This is a genomic window from Pseudomonas sp. REB1044 (assembly GCF_038813925.1).
Classification (GTDB): Bacteria; Pseudomonadota; Gammaproteobacteria; order Pseudomonadales; family Pseudomonadaceae; genus Aquipseudomonas; species Aquipseudomonas boreofloridensis.
Genome location: NZ_CP046139.1, coordinates 5006364 through 5023298, shown reverse-complemented (window position 1 = coordinate 5023298; position 16935 = coordinate 5006364). Strand labels below are relative to the sequence as shown.

Below are 16935 nucleotides of genomic sequence, written 5' to 3'. Positions count from 1 at the left end.
CTCCGAGTGAGTTCACGAGCGGAGCAGCTTCGATCACGGCAGGTATCGGCAGGTATTACCTATGTCTGGCTGTCCTGGCGCACGTCGCCGCGCTGCCACAAGGCGTAATGCACCTGGCCGGTTTTCTTTTCCCGGTGCAAGCGCCAGTTGCCCGGCATCGGCAGGCTCGAAGGCGCGGCCTCGCTCTCGGTGTAGATCCACGCCTGGTCGCGCAGCCACTGCTGGCTTTCCAGCAGATTGCACACCTCGGCCAGCAGGTCTTTGTGAAAGGGCGGGTCGAGGAACACCAGGTCGAAGGGTTGCTTGGCCGGCCCGCCGAGGTAGCGCAAGGCGTCGGTTTGCAGGATCTGCCCGCGCGGGCAGCGCAGCAACTCCAGGTTGTGCTTGAGGTTGGCGATGGCTGCCGGATTGCTGTCCAGCGCCACCGCATCGGCCGCGCCGCGCGACAGCGCCTCGAGCACCAGCGCGCCGCTGCCGGTAAAGGCATCCAGCACATGGGCGCCTTCGATGTAGGGCGCCAGCCAGTTGAACAGGGTTTCGCGCACGCGATCGGGCGTCGGGCGCAGGCCTTCGCCTTCGGGCACGGCCAGGCGACGGCTGCGCCATTCGCCCGCGATGATGCGCAACTGGCCAGCCCCTTTGCTGTGGGGCTGGGCGGGGGAGGAAGGTCTGGCCATCAGTGCTCCGGTACGCCGAGTGGCTGCTCGGACGGTGTGTCTGTCGGTGGCGGCAGGGGCTTTTGCGGCACGCTCGGGCCGGCGGTTACGATCACCAGCTTGTCCGCCGCCAGGTGCTTGTTCAGCGCCGCCTTGACTTGCTCGACCGTCAGCGCCTGGGACTGCTGCATGAAGTCTTCGAGCCAGGTCAGCGGCAGGTTGTAGAAGCCAATGGCGCCGAGTTGCCCGACGATGCTCGCGTTGCTGGCGTTGGACAGCGGGAAGCTGCCGGCCAGCTCGCGCTTGGCGTCGTCCAGTTCCTGCTGGGTCGGGCCGTTCTTCAGGTAGTCGGCCAGGATGTCACGCACCAGTTGCAGGGTGCCTTCGCTGAGTTCGGCACGGGTCTGCAGGTTGATCATGAACGGTCCGCGCACCTGCATCGGGGTGAAGGTGGAGTACACGCCGTAGGTGAGGCCGCGTTTCTCGCGCACCTCGCTCATCAGCCGGGTGCCGAAGGCGCCGCCGCCGAGGATCTGGTTGCCCAGCGACAGCGCAGGCCAGTCCGGGTCCTGGCGGGTGATGCCCAGTTCGGCGAGCATCAGGTGGGTTTGCTTGGACGGGAAGTCGATGTGGGTGGCGCCGGGCTTGGGTTCGGTCGGCTCGGCGGGGCTGGCCAGTGCCGGGCCCTTGGGCAGGGCGGCGGACACCTGGGCGGCGATGGCTTCGGCGTCGCTGCGGCTGAGGTCGCCCACCAGCGCGATCACCGCGTTGCCGGCTGCATAGGCCTTGGCGTGGAACGCGCGCAACTGCGCCTGGGTGATGCCGGGGATGCTCTGCGCGGTGCCATCGCTGGGGTGGGCATAAGGATGGCTGCCGTAGAGATTGGCGAACAGCGTCTGGCCAGCCAGCTTGCCGGGGTTCTGCTTGTCGTACTCGAAGCCTGCCAGCAACTGGTTCTTGATGCGCTTGAGGGCGTCCTGCGGGAAGCTGGGCTTGCCGACCACGTCGGCGAACAGCTTGAGCGCCGGATCGCGTTTGTCGGCGGCGCTGAGGCTGCGCAGCGAAGCCACGGCCATGTCGCGATAGGAGCCGTTGCCGAAGTCGGCGCCCAGGCCTTCGAAGCCCTGGGCGATGGCAGTGACGTCCTTGCCGGCCACGCCCTCGTTGAGCATGGCGTTGGTCAGGGTGGCCAGGCCCGGCACCGGGCCGTCCTGGCTGCTGCCGGCCGCGAAGGTCACGCGCAGGTCGAACATCGGCAGTTCGCGGGCTTCGACGAACAGCACGCGGGCGCCTTCGGCCGTGGTCCAGTGCTGGATGTTCAGTTGACGCCGGCTGGGCGCCTTGCCGTCGAGCTCGGCCAGCGACTGCAGGGTATTGGCCGGGCGCGCGCTGGAGCGGTCGATGGTGCCGGTGGCCTCGTCGGCCTGCGCGGGGCCGACGAGCAACAACGCCAGGGTGAGCGCCGAGGCGAACGCACCACGGCCGGGACGCAGAGCGCGGGGGGCGTGACGATCAGTCATGGGCGGACTCCTCGGGCAGAACATGGGCAACGCTCAGGCGTTCGCGGGTGAAGTAGGTGCGTGCGGCTTCCTGGATGTCCTGCGGGGTGACGCGCTTGAGGTCGTCCAGTTCGCTGTCGATCAGCTTCCACGACAGGCCCACGGTTTCCAGTTGACCAATGGTGGTGGCCTGGCTGCTGATCGAGTCGCGGTCATAGACCAGTCCGGCGATGACCTGGGCGCGCACGCGCTCGAGCTCTTCGGCGGTCGGCGGGGTGCGCTTGAGTTCGTCGAGCAACTGCCAGACGCCCTTTTCCACATCGGCGAGCGTCTTGTGCTTCTGTACGTTCGGCGTTGCCGAGATCAGGAACAGGCTGTCACCACGGGTGAAGGCGTTGTAGCTGCTGGAGGCACCGGCCACCAGTTCCTGGCCGCGTTCCAGGCGTGCCGGCATGCGCGCGCTGTAGCCGCCGTCGAGCAGGGCCGAGATCAGCCGCAGGGCTTGGGCGCTGCGGGTGTCCTTGGCGGTGGCCAGGCCCGGCACGTTGAAGCCGTAGATCAGGCTGGGCAATTGGGTACGCACATGCAGAGTGAGCTGGCGCTGACCGGGCTCGGCGAGCTCCAGCGGCAGCTTGGCCGGTGGCACGCTGCGCTTGGGGATGGCCGCGAAGTACTTGTTGGCCAGGCCCTTGACCTCATCGACGGTGACATCGCCGACCACCACCAGGGTGGCATTGTTCGGCGCGTACCAGGATTCGTACCAGTGCCGCAGTTCCTCGACTTTCATCCGCTCCAGGTCGGCCATCCAGCCGATGGTCGGGGTGTGATAGCCGCTGGCGGGGAAGGCCATGGCGCGGAACAGCTCGAAGGCTTTGGCGTTGGGCTGGTCGTCGGTGCGCAGCCGGCGCTCTTCCTTGATCACTTCGATTTCGCGGCTGAACTCGTCGGCCGGCAGGCGCAGGCTGGCCAGGCGGTCGGCTTCCAGTTCCAGGGCCACCGGCAGGCGGTCGCGGGCCAGCACCTGGTAATAGGCGGTGTAGTCGTCGCTGGTGAAGGCGTTTTCCTCGGCGCCCAGGTCGCGCAGGATGCGCGAGGCTTCACCGGGGCCGATCTTGGCGCTGCCCTTGAACATCATGTGCTCCAGGGCGTGGGACAGGCCGGTCTGGCCCGGCGTCTCGTAGCTGGAGCCGACTTTGTACCAGATCTGGGAAACCACGACGGGCGCGCGATGATCTTCGCGCACCACGACCTTCAGGCCGTTGTCGAGGATGAATTCGTGGGTGGGTTGCGTATCGGCGGCCAGTGCCGCCAGGGGCAGGCAGAGCGTGCCGAGCAACAGGCCAGCGGCGCGGCGGGCGAGAGCATTCATACGATGGATAACCTGTACGGCGGCCTGCGGGACTTAGCGTCGGCAGGCCAGGAGGTGCTAGGATACTGATCCGGTTGCCTGGCGACCATGCCTGTCGCCGTTCTGGCCCACAGGACACCAAGACAAAACGTTGCGCGTGAACCAGCCGCCTGCATGAGAGTCTGTTCTGCGTATAAAGCATTCCCGATGCCCAATGATGGAGCATCGCCACCCTGAGATAGCCGTCTTCCATGTTTGGTTCCAACGACGACAAGAAAGCGCCGGCCGAGGCCGGTGAAAAGAAAGGCCTGTTCGGCTGGTTTCGCAAGAAGCCGCAGCAACCTGTCGCCGAGCCGCCGCCAGTACCCGAGCAACCGGCTGCCGAACCGGTAACGCCCGCCGCAGCGGCCGAGCCTGCGCCGGTTGAGGTCAGCGAACCGGTCGCCGACGAGCGGCCGCTGGCGCCGAGCGAGGCGCCTGTCCAGGCCGTCAGCCCAACGCCCGTGGTGGTGGTGCCAGTCGCCGAGGCCCCGGTGAGCAATCTGGTACTGCCGGTTGCCGAAGAGCCGGTGGCGCTGGTGCCCGATCTGGAACCGAGCGTGCCGCCGGTCATCCCCGAGCGTCCTGCTGCCATTGCCGAGCCGATCGCCGAGCCGGTGGTTCAGCCTCAGTCCGTCGAACCCGAGTTGGTCGTGGTTACGCCCGTGGTGGTGGAGCCGGCGCCCGTGAGCGTGCCTGCCCCCGTCGAGGCCGTGCCCGTAGCCGAGCCGGAGCCGGTCGCTGCAGCGGTCGCGGCTACCGAGCAGGCCAAGGTCGGTTTCTTCGCCCGGCTCAAGCAGGGCCTGTCCAAGACCAGCGCCAGCATCGGCGAAGGCATGGCCAGCCTGTTCCTCGGCAAGAAGGTCATCGACGACGACCTGCTCGACGAGATCGAGACACGCCTGCTGACCGCCGACGTCGGTGTCGAAGCCACTTCGCTGATCGTGCAGAACCTCACCCAGAAGGTCGCCCGCAAGCAGTTGGCCGACGCCGATGCGTTGTACAAGTCGCTGCAGGAAGAACTCGCCGCGCTGCTGCGCCCGGTCGAGCAACCCCTGAAGATCGACGCGCAGACCAAGCCCTATGTAATTCTGGTGGTCGGCGTCAACGGCGCCGGCAAGACCACCACCATCGGCAAGCTGGCCAAGAAGCTGCAGCTCGAAGGCAAGAAGGTCATGCTCGCCGCCGGTGACACCTTCCGCGCCGCAGCGGTGGAGCAGTTGCAAGTCTGGGGCGAGCGCAACCAGATTCCGGTGATCGCCCAGCACACCGGCGCCGATTCGGCTTCGGTGATCTTCGACGCGGTACAGGCGGCCAAGGCCCGTGGCGTCGATGTGTTGATCGCCGACACGGCCGGTCGCCTGCATACCAAAGACAACCTGATGGAAGAGCTGAAGAAGGTCCGTCGGGTCATCGGCAAGCTCGACGCCGAGGCGCCGCACGAGGTGCTGCTGGTGCTCGATGCCGGAACCGGGCAGAACGCCATCAGCCAGGCCAAGTATTTCAACCAGAGCGTCGAACTGACTGGCCTGGCCCTGACCAAGCTGGATGGCACTGCCAAGGGCGGGGTGATCTTCGCCCTGGCCAAGCAGTTCAGCCTGCCGATCCGCTTCATCGGCGTCGGCGAAGGTATCGACGACCTGCGCACCTTCGAAGCCGAGCCTTTCGTCAAAGCCCTGTTTGCCGAGCGTGAGCACCCATGATCCGATTCGAGCAGGTCGCCAAGCGCTACCCCAATGGCCACGTCGGCCTGCATGAACTGAGTTTCCGGGCGCGTCGGGGCGAATTCCTGTTCGTCACCGGGCACTCGGGCGCCGGCAAGAGCACCTTGCTGCGCTTGTTGCTGGCCATGGAGCGCCCCACCAGCGGCAAGCTGCTGCTGGCCGGCCAGGACCTGGGCCAGATCAGCAACGCACAGATTCCGTTCCTGCGCCGCCAGATCGGCGTGGTGTTCCAGAATCACCAACTGCTCTTCGACCGCACCGTATTCAACAACATCGCCCTGCCGCTGCAGATTCTCGGCCTGTCCAAGGCCGAGATCGGCAAGCGCGTGGACTCGGCGCTGGAGCGGGTTTCGCTGTCGGACAAGGGCGAACTGTTCCCCGCCGACCTGTCCACTGGTCAGCAGCAGCGCGTGGGCATCGCCCGCGCCATCGTCCACCAGCCGGCCCTGCTGCTGGCGGACGAGCCCACCGGCAACCTCGACCCGCGCCTGGCGGCCGAGATCATGGGGGTGTTCGAAGACATCAACCGGTTGGGCACCACCGTGCTGATCGCCAGTCACGACCTGGCGCTGATCGCGCGCATGCGCCACCGCATGCTCACCCTGCAACGCGGACGACTGATCGGCGATGGGGAGGCCGGACAATGAGCGACACCCGTACACCCAAGGTCTCCGAGCGCGTCGCGCCCAAGGCGGCAGACCCCAAGTCCGACAAGAAGCGCGGTGGCCACGACGACGATGGCCCGGATTTCCGCACCCTGCTCAACGCCTGGCTGGAAAGCCACCGCGCCAGCTTGGCCGACAGCCTGCGTCGCCTGGGCAAGCAGCCGATCGGTAGCTTCTTCACCTGCCTGGTGATGGCGGTGGCGCTGAGCATGCCGATGGGACTGTCGCTGCTGTTGAAGAACGTCGAGAAACTGGGCGGCTCATGGCAGCGCGCGGCGCAGATTTCGCTGTACCTCAAGCTCGATGCCGGCACCCAGCAAGGCGAAGCGCTGCGCGACGAGATCAAGGCCATGCCGGGGGTGGCCGAGGCCACCTATGTCAGCCGCGAACAGGCGCTGCAGGAGTTCCAGCAGCAGTCGGGCCTGGGCGAGGCGCTGCGCGAACTGCCGGAGAACCCGCTGCCCGGCGTGGTGGTGGTGACGCCGACCGAAGTCGACAAGCCGGCGCTCGAAGCGCTGCGCCAGCGTCTGTCGGAGCTGCCGCGGGTTGAAGTGGCGCAGTTGGACCTGGTCTGGGTCGAGCGCTTGGCGGCGATCCTCAAACTGGGCGATCGCTTCGTCTTCGGTCTGGCGGTGATGCTGATTTCCGCACTGCTGCTGGTCATCGGCAACACCATTCGCCTGCACATCGAGAACCGCCGGGTGGAGATCGAGGTGATCAAGCTGGTGGGGGGCACCGACAGCTACGTGCGCCGACCCTTCCTGTACATGGGCGCCTTGTACGGCCTGGGCGCCGGCGTGCTGGCCTGGGGCATCCTCGCGTTTGGCCTGAACTGGCTGAACGATGCGGTGGTCGGGCTTTCCGACCTGTATGGCAGTGACTTCGCCCTGGGGGGCGTACCCGCTGCCGACGGTCTTTCACTCTTGATCGGGGCGGTGCTCTTGGGGTATATCGGTGCATGGATTGCGGTCGCTCGGCACCTGAACGAGCTCGCACCGCGATAATGCTTTCGTGCCAGCATTGACTTTTTTCATCCAGGAACTTGTCTGATGGTTCCGGGTCTATGTTGGCAGTGCCCACAAGGCACGAGTCCAGTGAGTCGGAGGTACTTGAATGACCACTTCGTTGCAACCTGCGTATGCCTTGGTTCCCGGTGCAAACCTGGAAGCCTATGTGCACACGGTCAACAGCATCCCGCTGCTGACGGTCGAGCAGGAGCGTGAACTGGCTGAGCGTCTCTTCTATGAGCAGGATCTTGAGGCCGCTCGGCAAATGGTGATGGCCCACCTGCGTTTCGTCGTCCATATTGCCCGCAGCTACGCCGGTTACGGGCTGGCCCAGGCTGACCTGATCCAGGAAGGCAACGTCGGCCTGATGAAGGCAGTCAAGCGCTTCAACCCGGAAATGGGTGTGCGCCTGGTGTCCTTCGCCGTGCACTGGATCAAGGCGGAGATCCACGAATTCATCCTGCGCAACTGGCGTATCGTCAAAGTGGCCACCACCAAGGCGCAACGCAAGCTGTTCTTCAACCTGCGCAGCCAGAAGAAGCGTCTGGCCTGGCTGAACAACGACGAAGTGCACCGTGTGGCCGAGAGCCTGGGCGTCGAACCGCGTGAAGTGCGCGAGATGGAAAGCCGGCTGAGTGGCCATGATATGGCCTTCGATCCGGCAGCCGATGCCGACGACGACAGCGCCTTCCATTCGCCTGCGCACTACCTGGAAGACCATCGCTACGATCCGGCCATGCAGTTGGAAGATGCTGACTGGAGCGACAACGCCAACAGCAACCTGCATGAAGCGTTGAACGGTCTGGACGAGCGCAGCCGCGACATCCTCTACCAGCGCTGGCTGGCCGAGGAAAAGGCGACCTTGCATGAGTTGGCCGAGAAGTACAGCGTGTCGGCCGAGCGGATTCGTCAGCTCGAGAAGAACGCGATGAGCAAGGTCAAGGCGCTGATCACCGTCTGATCGGCTTTGCGCTCAACTGAAAAGCCGCCTGTTTCCCACGAAACAGGCGGCTTTTTCGTTGCGGGTGCTTGTGACCTTGGCGTTTGCCAGGCGCCTCATTCAGAGGCGCGCGCTGCCCTGCAGTTGCATCAGGTAGCTGGTACCGCCCAACTGACTCATCTGTCTTTGAATCCAACTGGCCCGGCTTGCCACGTAGGCGCTGGGCCGGCTGGCGCTCCATTTCAGCGGGCTGGGCAGCACAGCGGCGAGCTGGCTGGCCTGCTGACGTGTCAGGCGACTGGCATCGACGCCGAAGTGATAGCGCGCGGCAGCCTGGGCACCGAACACCCCCGGCCCCCATTCGGCGCTGTTGAGGTAGACCTCGAGGATGCGCTCCTTCGACCAGAACAGTTCCATCAGTGCGGTGAACCAGGCCTCCAAGCCTTTGCGCAGCCAACTGCGCCCAGACCACAGGAACAGGTTCTTGGCCACCTGCTGGGTCAGCGTGCTGGCGCCGCGCAGCTTGCCCCTTGCTCGTTATGCACCAGGGCTGCCTGAATCGCCGGGACATCGAAGCCCCAATGGCTGGCGAAGTGCTGATCTTCGCCGGCGACCACGGCCACCTTCAGTTCATCGGAGATCTGCTCCCAGGACACCCAGTCGCGCTGCAGATCGATCGGCTCGCCATCGACCCACGACTGCACCTTGCGCTCGACCATCAAGGCCGTGCCCGGTGGTGGCACCCAGCGCAGTGCCAACACCAGCACGATGCTGCCTGCGGCGAACCAGAGCAGAGCACGAGCAAGACGGCGGATAAGGGATGACAGCATGTCGATAGCTTGGCCGGACCGATGGAACGGGCCATTATACAGACCCCTTTCAAGGAGTCGTCCCATGCTTCGCAGCTTCCTGATGCTCGCGGCCTTCTTCGGCTTCACCGGTGTCGCGCTGGGTGCCTTCGCCGCACACGGCTTGAAGAACCGTCTGAGCGCCGACTACCTGGCGATCTTTCATACCGGTGTCAGTTATCAACTGGTGCATGCGCTGGCGATCCTGGCGGTGGCGATGCTGTCCGTGCATCTGCCCGGGCGGCTGATCGGCTGGGCGGGCGGCCTGTTCGCCGTGGGCATCGTGCTGTTCTCCGGCAGCCTCTACGCCCTGACCCTCAGCGGCGTGAGCAAGCTCGGCATCATCACGCCCATCGGTGGCGTGTGCTTCCTGGCGGGCTGGGCCTGTCTGGGCCTGACGGCGTGGCGCCTGGGCTGACCAGTCGGTCGGCAATAGCGACTGATGGCGCCGCTCGCCCTTGGGTTGCACGGCGGATCGGCGCTAGAATGCGGGCCCCAATGAACGATGGTGGCCGTGCGCATGCGCATTCAACTCAACGGTGAACCCTACGAACTGCCTGCAGGCGAGAGCGTGGCGGCCCTGCTGGGGCGTCTGGAGCTGGTCGGGCGTCGTGTGGCGGTGGAACTGAACCTGGACATCGTGCCGCGCAGCCAGCACGACTGCACCCTGTTGAACGAGGGCGACCGGGTCGAGGTGGTCCACGCCATCGGTGGCGGCTGACGGCCGCGCCGTGCCCACCCGCAACTCCCGTAACCTTTGCAGAGGAACCACGATGAGCAACGTTCGCAGCGACAAGCCTTTCACCCTGGCCGGGCGCACTTTCCAGTCGCGCCTGCTGGTCGGCACCGGCAAGTACCGTGACATGGACGAGACCCGCGAGGCCATCGAGGCCTCGGGGGCCGAAATCGTCACCGTCGCCGTGCGCCGCACCAACATCGGCCAGAATCCAGGCGAGCCGAACCTGCTCGATGTGCTGCCTCCGGACCGCTACACCATCCTGCCGAACACCGCCGGGTGCTACGACGCGATCGAAGCCGTGCGCACCTGCCGCCTGGCCCGTGAGCTGCTCGACGGCCACAATCTGGTGAAGCTGGAGGTGCTGGCCGACCAGAAGACGCTGTTCCCCAACGTCATCGAAACCCTCAAGGCCGCTGAAGTACTGGTCAAGGACGGCTTCGATGTCATGGTCTACACCAGCGACGACCCGATCATCGCGCGTCAACTGGCCGAGATCGGCTGCATCGCGGTCATGCCGCTGGCGGGTCTGATCGGCACGGGTCTGGGCATCTGCAACCCCTACAACCTGCAGATCATCCTCGAGGAATCCAAAGTGCCGGTGCTGGTCGATGCCGGCGTGGGCACCGCCTCCGATGCCACCATCGCCATGGAAATGGGCTGCGAAGCCGTGCTGATGAACTCCGCCATCGCCCACGCCCAGCAGCCGGTACTGATGGCCGAAGCCATGAAGCACGCCATCGTCGCCGGTCGCATGGCCTACCTGGCGGGGCGTATGCCGAAGAAACTCTATGCCAGCGCATCTTCGCCGCTGGATGGTCTGATCAAGTAAGAGCACCTGATGACTGAATCGCAAGAAACGCCGATCTCCGCCGACGGCGAAGAGCGCCCGCACCGCCGCATCAAGAGTTTCGTGATGCGTGCAGGCCGCATGACCGAAGGCCAGCAGCGCGGCCTGGAGCAGGGCGGCCCGCTGTTCATCCTGCCCCTGGCCGACAGCCCGGTGGACTACGACCAGGTGTTCGGCCGCTCGGCGCCGCGTACCCTGGAAATCGGATTCGGCATGGGCCACTCCCTGCTGGAAATGGCCGCTGCCGCACCGGAGCTGGATTTCATCGGTGTCGAAGTGCACCGCCCTGGTGTCGGCGCGCTGCTCAACGGCGTGCTCACCCAGAACCTGAAAAACCTGCGGGTGTACGACTGCGATGCCATCGAAGTGCTCAACCGCTGCGTGGCCGACGGCAGCCTGGACCGGCTGATGCTGTTTTTCCCCGATCCGTGGCACAAGGCCCGTCACCACAAGCGGCGCATCGTCCAGCCGGCGTTCGCCGAACTGGTGCGGCGCAAGCTCAAGGTCGGCGGCGTGTTCCACATGGCCACCGACTGGGAGCCCTATGCCGAGCACATGCTGGAAGTGATGCAGGCCGCGCCGGGTTACCGCAACCAGGCGGCGGACGGCGCCTACGTACCGCGTCCGGACGAGCGCCCGATCACCAAGTTCGAGCGCCGCGGCGAGCGGCTCGGGCATGGGGTGTGGGATCTGAAGTTCGAGAAGGTTGACTGACAGTCAGCGTTGGACCGACCGACAAAGGGCTGCTATGCAGCCCTTTTGCGTTACTAGCCGCGGCGATCCGCCACTACGCCGATCAGCACCAGTACCACCAGCAGTACCGGCGCCAGGGCGTAGTTGTTGAACTGTGCCAGCGCTTTCACCACCCACGGCGTGGCATAGATCAGCGCCGCGCCGCTGCCGATCATCACCAGCAGGGCCATGAACGGCACCCGCAGGGCGCCGGCCAGTCCGCCCAGGCGCTGCTCGACCCAGCCCTTGATGTCGGTGCCGAACAGCACCAGCAGGCAGCCCACCAGCGCCAGGGAAATCTCCGAAAGGTTGCTGCGGCTCCAGCGGGAAACGGTCGAGAGCAGGTCAAGTACCAAGTCCATGGGTCATCCTTAATTCAAGAAGTACTGCAGCAGATCGTTGAGAAACAGTTGGCCTTGGGGCGTTGCCGCCAGCCGCTCCGGTTCGACTCGCAAAAGCCCCTTTTGTTCGGCAGCGCGCCGTGCCTCGGCCAACTGCGCCAGCGGCAGCCCTGTGCGTTGGGTGAACAATTCGGCTTCCACGCCCTCGGTCAAGCGCAGGGCGTTCATCAGGAACTCGAAGGGCAGCTCATCGGGTGGCAGCAGCTTCTCGCCCGCCTTGTACGGTTTCTCGGGATTGAGGTAGTCCTTGGGCAGGCGAGTTTTCCAGGTGCGCAGGATGCGCCCGTCGGGGAACGACAGCTTGCCGTGGGCCCCGGCACCGATGCCGATGAAGTCGCCGAAGCGCCAGTAGTTGAGGTTGTGGCGCGCGGCGCGTTCGGCCTGGGCATAGGCCGACACTTCGTATTGGCGATAACCCTGCTCGGCCATCAGCGCCTGTCCGGCCTCCTGGATATCCCAGAGAATGTCGTCTTCGGGCAGCAGCGGCGGCTGGTTCCAGAACACCGTGTTCGGTTCCAGGGTCAGTTGGTACCAGGACAGGTGCGTCGGCCCCAGGTCGATGGCCTGGCGCAGATCGCCCAGCGCGTCGTCCAGCGACTGTTCAGGCAGGCCGTGCATGAGGTCCAGATTGAAGTTGTCGAAGCCTGCCGCACGGGCCATGCCGGCGGCGCGCACGGCCTCGTCGCCATTGTGGATGCGCCCGAGTTTCTCCAGCTTCTGCGCCTGGAAACTCTGCACGCCGATGGACAGGCGGTTGATGCCGGTCTGGCGATAGGCCTTGAACTTGTCCTGCTCGAAGGTGCCGGGGTTGGCCTCCAGAGTGATCTCGATGTCGGCGGCGAAGGGAATGCGCTGCTCGATGCCACGCAGCAGCCGACCCAGTGCGGCGGCGCTGAACAGGCTGGGCGTGCCGCCGCCGAAGAAGATGCTGCTGATCGACCGGCCTTGCACCGCTGGCATTTCCAGCGCCAGGTCGGCGAGCAGGGCGTCGACGTACTGCGCTTCAGGCAGGGTCGGTCCGGCCTGGTGCGAGTTGAAGTCGCAATAAGGGCATTTGCGCACGCACCAAGGAATGTGGATGTACAGCGACAGCGGCGGCAGCACCGCAAGCACCAGGCCCGGCGGTGTCGCGGAGGACGGTTCGGTCATGCCAATCCCAGGCGCTGACGCAGCAGGGCCATGGCCCGGGCGCGGTGACTGAGTTGGTTCTTTTCCAGCGGCGCCAGGTCGGCGCTGGAGCAATTGCGTTCAGGCACCCAGAACAGCGGGTCGTAGCCGAAACCATGCTCGCCACTGGCCGCGAACAGAATCCGCCCGTGCCACAGCCCCTCGCAGAGCACTGGCAGGGGATCGTCGGCATGCCTGACCAGCGCCAGTACGCAGACGAACTGTGCGCCGCGTTCGGCTTCAGGCACGTCCTTGAGCGCCTCGAGCAGTTTGGCGTTGTTCGCCGCATCGCCCTGACCGTCGGCATAGCGGGCCGAGTAGATGCCCGGTGCGCCGCCCAATGCATCCACCGCCAGGCCCGAATCGTCGGCCAGGGCCGGCAGGCCGGAAATGCGCGCGGCATTGCGTGCCTTGAGGATGGCGTTTTCGACGAACGACAGGCCGGTTTCCTCGGGTTCGACCTGGCTGAATTCGCCGATCGAACGCAGCTGCACGGACTCTCCGAGCATGGCCTGGAGTTCCTTGAGTTTGCCGGCGTTGTGGCTGGCCAATACGAGTTGCTGGAAATTCATCATTCGCCTGGGAATACGTCCTGGTTGAATTGAAGGTCGTGGCTGATGCCGCCGGCCTCGATCTGCAGGTCGAAGACCAGGGTCTGCGCCTGCTCGGTCTTGAACTGGGCGATGTAGGACACCGCGCCTGCGCTGCTCACCTGGCGGAACGACAGCACACTGGCGCGGCCGGTGAGGTCTTTGACCTTGCCGCTGACCACCGCGGTCGTGGGCTTGCCGCCCTTGAGCAGGGTGATATTGAGCACGCCCAGGCGCTTGCTGCGTTCGATGCCGCTGGCCTGCGCTACCTCGGGCGTCAGTGCGCCGGAGGCGAAGGCGTTGTAGTACACCGTGACGTCGCCGAAGACCTGCTTGCGGTCCGGTCGGGCTGCATCGGCGGCCCAGGTCGGCAGGGCCAGGCACAGGGTGATCAGCAAAAGGGCGAGACGACGCATGTTGCCATTCCTCCGGTGGTGGGTCACACCGCGACCTGGTGCTCCTGCAACCCAGGGCTGCTGACCCGATAGATACCGATTTCCCCCAACAGATTAGGCCAAAGCCGACCGCCCCACCCGTTGCGGTGACGGTTGTCCACGGCCAGGCGATCGAGCACCTTGGCATCGCGTTCGCGGCACAGGTTCTCGAAGTCCTCGAAGGTGCAGAAGTGGATGTTCGGGGTGTTGTACCAGGTGTAGGGCATGAAGTCCGACACGGGCATGCGGCCCTTCGTCGCCAGGTACCAGCGGCAGCGCCAGTGGCCGAAGTTGGGGAAGGTGATGATGCACTGGCGGCCCACGCGCAGCATCTCGTCGAGGATCCGGTCGGGATACTCCACAGCTTGCAGGGCCTGGGTCATGACCACCACATCGAAGCTGTTGCTGGCGAAGTTGCCCAGGCCCTTGTCCAGGTCCTGCTCGATGACGTTGACGCCGTTGGCCACGCAGGCGGCGATGTTGTCGGCGTCGATCTCCAGGCCGTAGCCGGTGACCTGCTTGCGGTCGCGCAACGAAGCCAGCAGCTCGCCATTACCGCAGCCCAGGTCGAGTACCCGGCTGCCGGCAGGGATCCAGTCGTGGATGATTTCCAGGTCGGCTCTCATGCTGTCCTCAGATGACGATGCGGTTCATGTAGTTCGTGAAGCCCTGGGTGTAGCGCGGTGTGGGGATCAGGAAGGCATCGTGGCCGTAAGGGGCATCGATCTCCAGGTAGCACACGTTCTTGCGCGCGGCCATCAGCGCATCGACGATCTCCCGTGAGCGTGCCGGGGAGAAGCGCCAGTCGGTGGTGAACGACATGATGCAGTAGTCGGCCGTAACATGGCCCAGGCTGGCGGCCAGGTCACCGCCGTGGGCGGCGGCTGGGTCGAAATAGTCCAGCGCCTTGGTCATCAGCAGGTAGGTGTTGGCGTCGAAGCGGCCGGAAAATTCCTCGCCCTGATAGCGCAGGTAGCTCTCCACCTGGAACTCGACGCTGTGGAAGTCGTAGTTGAGCTTGTCGCTCTTGAGCTCGCGGCCGAATTTCTCGCCCATCGAGTCGTCGGACAGGTAGGTGATATGGCCGACCATACGCGCCAGCATCAGCCCACGCTTGGGAATCACGCCCTGGTCCTGGAAAGAGCCACCGTGGAATTCGGGATCGGTGAGGATGGCCTGGCGGGCGACTTCGTTGAAGGCGATGTTCTGCGCCGACAGCTTGGGCGCCGAGGCGATGTCCACGCAATGACGCACGCGGTGCGGGTAGGTGATGGTCCACTGCAAGGCCTGCATGCCGCCCAGGCTGCCGCCGACCACGGCGGCCCATTGGCTGACGCCGAGGCGATCGGCCAGGCGCGCCTGGCTGTGCACCCAGTCCTCGACGGTGAGCACCGGAAAGTCCGCGCCATAGGCTTTGCCGGTGGCCGGGTTGATGCTGCTCGGACCGGTGCTGCCATTGCAGCCGCCGAGGTTGTTCAGGCTGACCACGAAGAAGCGGTTGGTGTCGATGGGCTTGCCCGGGCCGATGCAACTGTCCCACCAGCCCGGCTTGCGGTCTTCGACGCTGTGGTAGCCGGCCGCATGGTGATGGCCGGACAGCGCGTGGCAGATCAGCACCGCATTGCTGGCACTGGCATTGAGCGTGCCATAGGTTTCATACACCAGTTCGTAGCCGGCCAGCGAGCGGCCACCGGCCAGCGTCAACGGTTCATCGAACCGGGCGATCTGGGGGTTACCAGACCGACGGAATCTTCGGGAAAGACAGTGGACATCGGCCCTGCTCACGCTTGACGGAGGCGTAAGTCTAAAGAGCGCTACCCCCAGCGGCAAGCAATGGCTGCCGCTGGGGGCCGGGCTGGATCAGATCAGGCGCCACAGCACATCCGGCATGCCGGCGTAGGTGGCCAGTTGCGGCATCAGGAACGACTGCACCACCTGGATAGCGATGAAGGCGAAGATCGGCGAGATATCCAGACCACCGAGGTTGGGCACCAGGCGGCGGAACGGCGCCAGCACCGGCTCGCTGATCTGGTAGGCCAGTTCGGCGGCGGGGTTGTGGCTGTTGGGCGCGATCCAGGACACGATCACCATGACGATCATCGCCACCCAGAAGATCTTCAGGAACAGCGAGGTGATCCCCAGGATGGCCCAGATCAGCAGGTGCGGCAGGTCGCCGATGGTGCCGTAGGTGAGCATCAGCACGAAGGCCATCAGCAGCGCCTGAATCACGATCGCCAACAGCAGCGACGAGGTATCCAGCCCGGCGATGCTCGGCACGATACGGCGAATCGGCTTGAGCAGCGGCTGGGTGGCGCGCACCGTGAACTGGCTCAGCGGGTTGTAGAAATTGGCCTTGACCAGTTGCAGCACGAAGCGCAGCAGGACGATCACCAGGTACAGGCTGACCAGGGTTTGCACCACGAAGATCGCGGCGCCGGACAGTGCATTCATCGACAACTCCTCATTTGCCCAATTGTTCGGCCAGCTCGGCCGAGCGTGTGGCGGCCGCTTGCAGCGCCTGCTCGACCACAGCCTCGAAGCCGTTGGCCTGGAACGATTTGATCGCCGCTTCGGTGGTCCCGGCTGGCGAGGTGACGCGGCGACGCAGTTCGGCGGCGTCGACGTCGCTGGAAACGGCCATGTGCGCGGCGCCCAGTGCGGTCTGCAGGGTCAGCTGCGAGGCGATGTCGCGCGGCAGGCCGAGCTTCTCGCCGGCAGCGGTCATGGCTTCGATCAACAGGAAGAAATAGGCCGGGCCGCTGCCGGAGACGGCGGTGACCGCATCCAGTTGCTGCTCCTGCTCCAGCCACAGGGCGGTGCCCACGGCGCGGAGCAACTGTTCGGCCTGCTCGCGCTGGCCGACCGACACCTGTGCGGTGGCGTACAGGCCGCTGGCGCCCTGGCGCAGCAGGGACGGGGTATTGGGCATGCAGCGCACCACCGGGACCTGGCCCAGCCAGTTCTGAAGGCTATCGCAGGTGATACCGGCGGCGATCGAGACGACCAATTGCCCGGCCTTCAGCTCAGGTTTGAGGGTTTCGCACACGCTCTTCATGACCTGTGGCTTGACTGCCAGTACGATCACGTCGGCGCCATCGATGGCCTGGGCGTTGCTCTCGAAGGTCGCGATGCCGTGTTCGGCCTGGATCCGGGTGCGGGTGTCGGCGCCAGGATCGCTGGCGCGGATCTGCGAAGCGTCCAGGCCCTGGGCCCGCAGGCCGCCGATCAGGCTGGCCGCCATGTTGCCCGCGCCGATGAAGGCGATACGCGTCTTGCTCATGTCAGGTCCTTGAAGGAAA

18 protein-coding genes and 2 pseudogenes are annotated in these 16935 nt (G+C 65.3%); 8 read left to right on the top strand and 12 right to left on the bottom strand.

From position 1 onward, the window contains the following. Positions 1-59: 59 nt before the first annotated feature. From rsmD to GKC70_RS22670, 3 genes are read right to left on the bottom strand one after another with little or no spacing between them, the layout of a single operon-like run. Positions 60-677, bottom strand: a complete 618-nt coding sequence (gene rsmD / locus GKC70_RS22680; RefSeq protein WP_342649994.1) for a 16S rRNA (guanine(966)-N(2))-methyltransferase RsmD — start codon at positions 675-677, stop codon at positions 60-62. After that, complete coding sequence (locus tag GKC70_RS22675) at positions 677-2176, bottom strand: pitrilysin family protein (RefSeq protein ID WP_342649993.1); 1500 nt, start codon at positions 2174-2176, stop codon at positions 677-679. Before GKC70_RS22675 ends, rsmD begins: the two co-directional genes overlap by 1 nt. Next, a complete protein-coding gene (locus tag GKC70_RS22670) occupies positions 2169-3524 on the bottom strand; it encodes a pitrilysin family protein (protein ID WP_039582547.1) in 1356 nt (451 codons plus the stop codon). Before GKC70_RS22670 ends, GKC70_RS22675 begins: the two co-directional genes overlap by 8 nt. A 230-nt stretch (positions 3525-3754) precedes the next feature. Here GKC70_RS22670 and ftsY point away from each other — a divergent pair, with 230 nt between their 5' ends. The 4 genes from ftsY (at position 3755) to rpoH (ending at position 7899) form a co-directional block, all read left to right on the top strand. Further along, positions 3755-5245 carry a signal recognition particle-docking protein FtsY gene (gene ftsY, locus GKC70_RS22665; RefSeq protein ID WP_342649992.1) on the top strand — a complete coding sequence of 497 codons (1491 nt, stop codon included), beginning with the start codon at positions 3755-3757 and terminating at the stop codon, positions 5243-5245. Then, positions 5242-5913: a cell division ATP-binding protein FtsE gene (gene ftsE / locus GKC70_RS22660; RefSeq protein WP_029612380.1), complete on the top strand. Its 672-nt coding sequence runs from the start codon at positions 5242-5244 to the stop codon at positions 5911-5913. Before ftsY ends, ftsE begins: the two co-directional genes overlap by 4 nt. Next, on the top strand, positions 5910-6935 hold the full coding sequence (ftsX, locus tag GKC70_RS22655) for a permease-like cell division protein FtsX (protein ID WP_029612379.1): 1026 nt from the start codon (positions 5910-5912) through the stop codon (positions 6933-6935). The genes ftsE and ftsX overlap by 4 nt, the downstream gene beginning before the upstream one ends. Before the next feature lie 109 nt (positions 6936-7044). Next, positions 7045-7899: an RNA polymerase sigma factor RpoH gene (rpoH, locus tag GKC70_RS22650; RefSeq protein WP_295486213.1), complete on the top strand. Its 855-nt coding sequence runs from the start codon at positions 7045-7047 to the stop codon at positions 7897-7899. Positions 7900-7998: 99 nt separating this feature from the next. On the opposite strand, the pseudogene mtgA reads toward rpoH, so the two are convergent. Beyond that, a pseudogene (gene mtgA / locus GKC70_RS22645) lies at positions 7999-8708 on the bottom strand (monofunctional biosynthetic peptidoglycan transglycosylase). 64 nt (positions 8709-8772) lie between these two features. Here mtgA and GKC70_RS22640 point away from each other — a divergent pair. The 4 genes from GKC70_RS22640 (at position 8773) to trmB (ending at position 11026) form a co-directional block, all read left to right on the top strand. Beyond that, positions 8773-9144: a DUF423 domain-containing protein gene (locus tag GKC70_RS22640; protein ID WP_039582551.1), complete on the top strand. Its 372-nt coding sequence runs from the start codon at positions 8773-8775 to the stop codon at positions 9142-9144. A gap of 102 nt (positions 9145-9246) precedes the next feature. Further along, positions 9247-9447 carry a sulfur carrier protein ThiS gene (gene thiS / locus GKC70_RS22635; protein ID WP_029612374.1) on the top strand — a complete coding sequence of 67 codons (201 nt, stop codon included), beginning with the start codon at positions 9247-9249 and terminating at the stop codon, positions 9445-9447. Between the two features lie 52 nt (positions 9448-9499). Further along, positions 9500-10294, top strand: coding sequence for a thiazole synthase (locus tag GKC70_RS22630; RefSeq protein WP_295486219.1), 795 nt, complete (start codon positions 9500-9502; stop codon positions 10292-10294). A 9-nt stretch (positions 10295-10303) separates the two neighbouring features. Next, positions 10304-11026, top strand: coding sequence for a tRNA (guanosine(46)-N7)-methyltransferase TrmB (gene trmB / locus GKC70_RS22625; RefSeq protein WP_039582554.1), 723 nt, complete (start codon positions 10304-10306; stop codon positions 11024-11026). 53 nt (positions 11027-11079) lie between these two features. Here trmB and GKC70_RS22620 read toward each other — a convergent pair whose 3' ends face one another. The 8 genes and pseudogenes from GKC70_RS22620 to proC form a co-directional block, all read right to left on the bottom strand. After that, positions 11080-11406 (bottom strand): DUF3392 family protein, encoded by a 327-nt coding sequence (locus tag GKC70_RS22620; protein ID WP_029612373.1) that lies wholly within the window; start codon positions 11404-11406, stop codon positions 11080-11082. Positions 11407-11415: 9 nt separating this feature from the next. Beyond that, the gene (gene hemW / locus GKC70_RS22615; protein ID WP_342649991.1) at positions 11416-12594 is read right to left on the bottom strand and encodes a radical SAM family heme chaperone HemW; all 1179 of its coding nucleotides are present in this window, start codon (positions 12592-12594) and stop codon (positions 11416-11418) included. Then, positions 12591-13187 carry an RdgB/HAM1 family non-canonical purine NTP pyrophosphatase gene (rdgB, locus tag GKC70_RS22610; RefSeq protein WP_167335976.1) on the bottom strand — a complete coding sequence of 199 codons (597 nt, stop codon included), beginning with the start codon at positions 13185-13187 and terminating at the stop codon, positions 12591-12593. Before rdgB ends, hemW begins: the two co-directional genes overlap by 4 nt. After that, positions 13184-13618, bottom strand: coding sequence for a DUF4426 domain-containing protein (locus tag GKC70_RS22605; protein ID WP_342649990.1), 435 nt, complete (start codon positions 13616-13618; stop codon positions 13184-13186). The genes rdgB and GKC70_RS22605 overlap by 4 nt, the downstream gene beginning before the upstream one ends. A gap of 23 nt (positions 13619-13641) precedes the next feature. Next, complete coding sequence (gene metW, locus GKC70_RS22600) at positions 13642-14262, bottom strand: methionine biosynthesis protein MetW (protein ID WP_029612369.1); 621 nt, start codon at positions 14260-14262, stop codon at positions 13642-13644. Positions 14263-14269: 7 nt separating this feature from the next. Beyond that, a pseudogene (locus GKC70_RS22595) lies at positions 14270-15408 on the bottom strand (homoserine O-acetyltransferase). 88 nt (positions 15409-15496) lie between these two features. Beyond that, entirely contained in the window at positions 15497-16087 is a 591-nt protein-coding gene (locus tag GKC70_RS22590; protein ID WP_342649989.1) for a YggT family protein, read from the bottom strand. A gap of 10 nt (positions 16088-16097) precedes the next feature. Then, entirely contained in the window at positions 16098-16916 is an 819-nt protein-coding gene (gene proC, locus GKC70_RS22585) for a pyrroline-5-carboxylate reductase (protein ID WP_342649988.1), read from the bottom strand. Between the last annotated feature and the right edge of the window lie 19 nt (positions 16917-16935).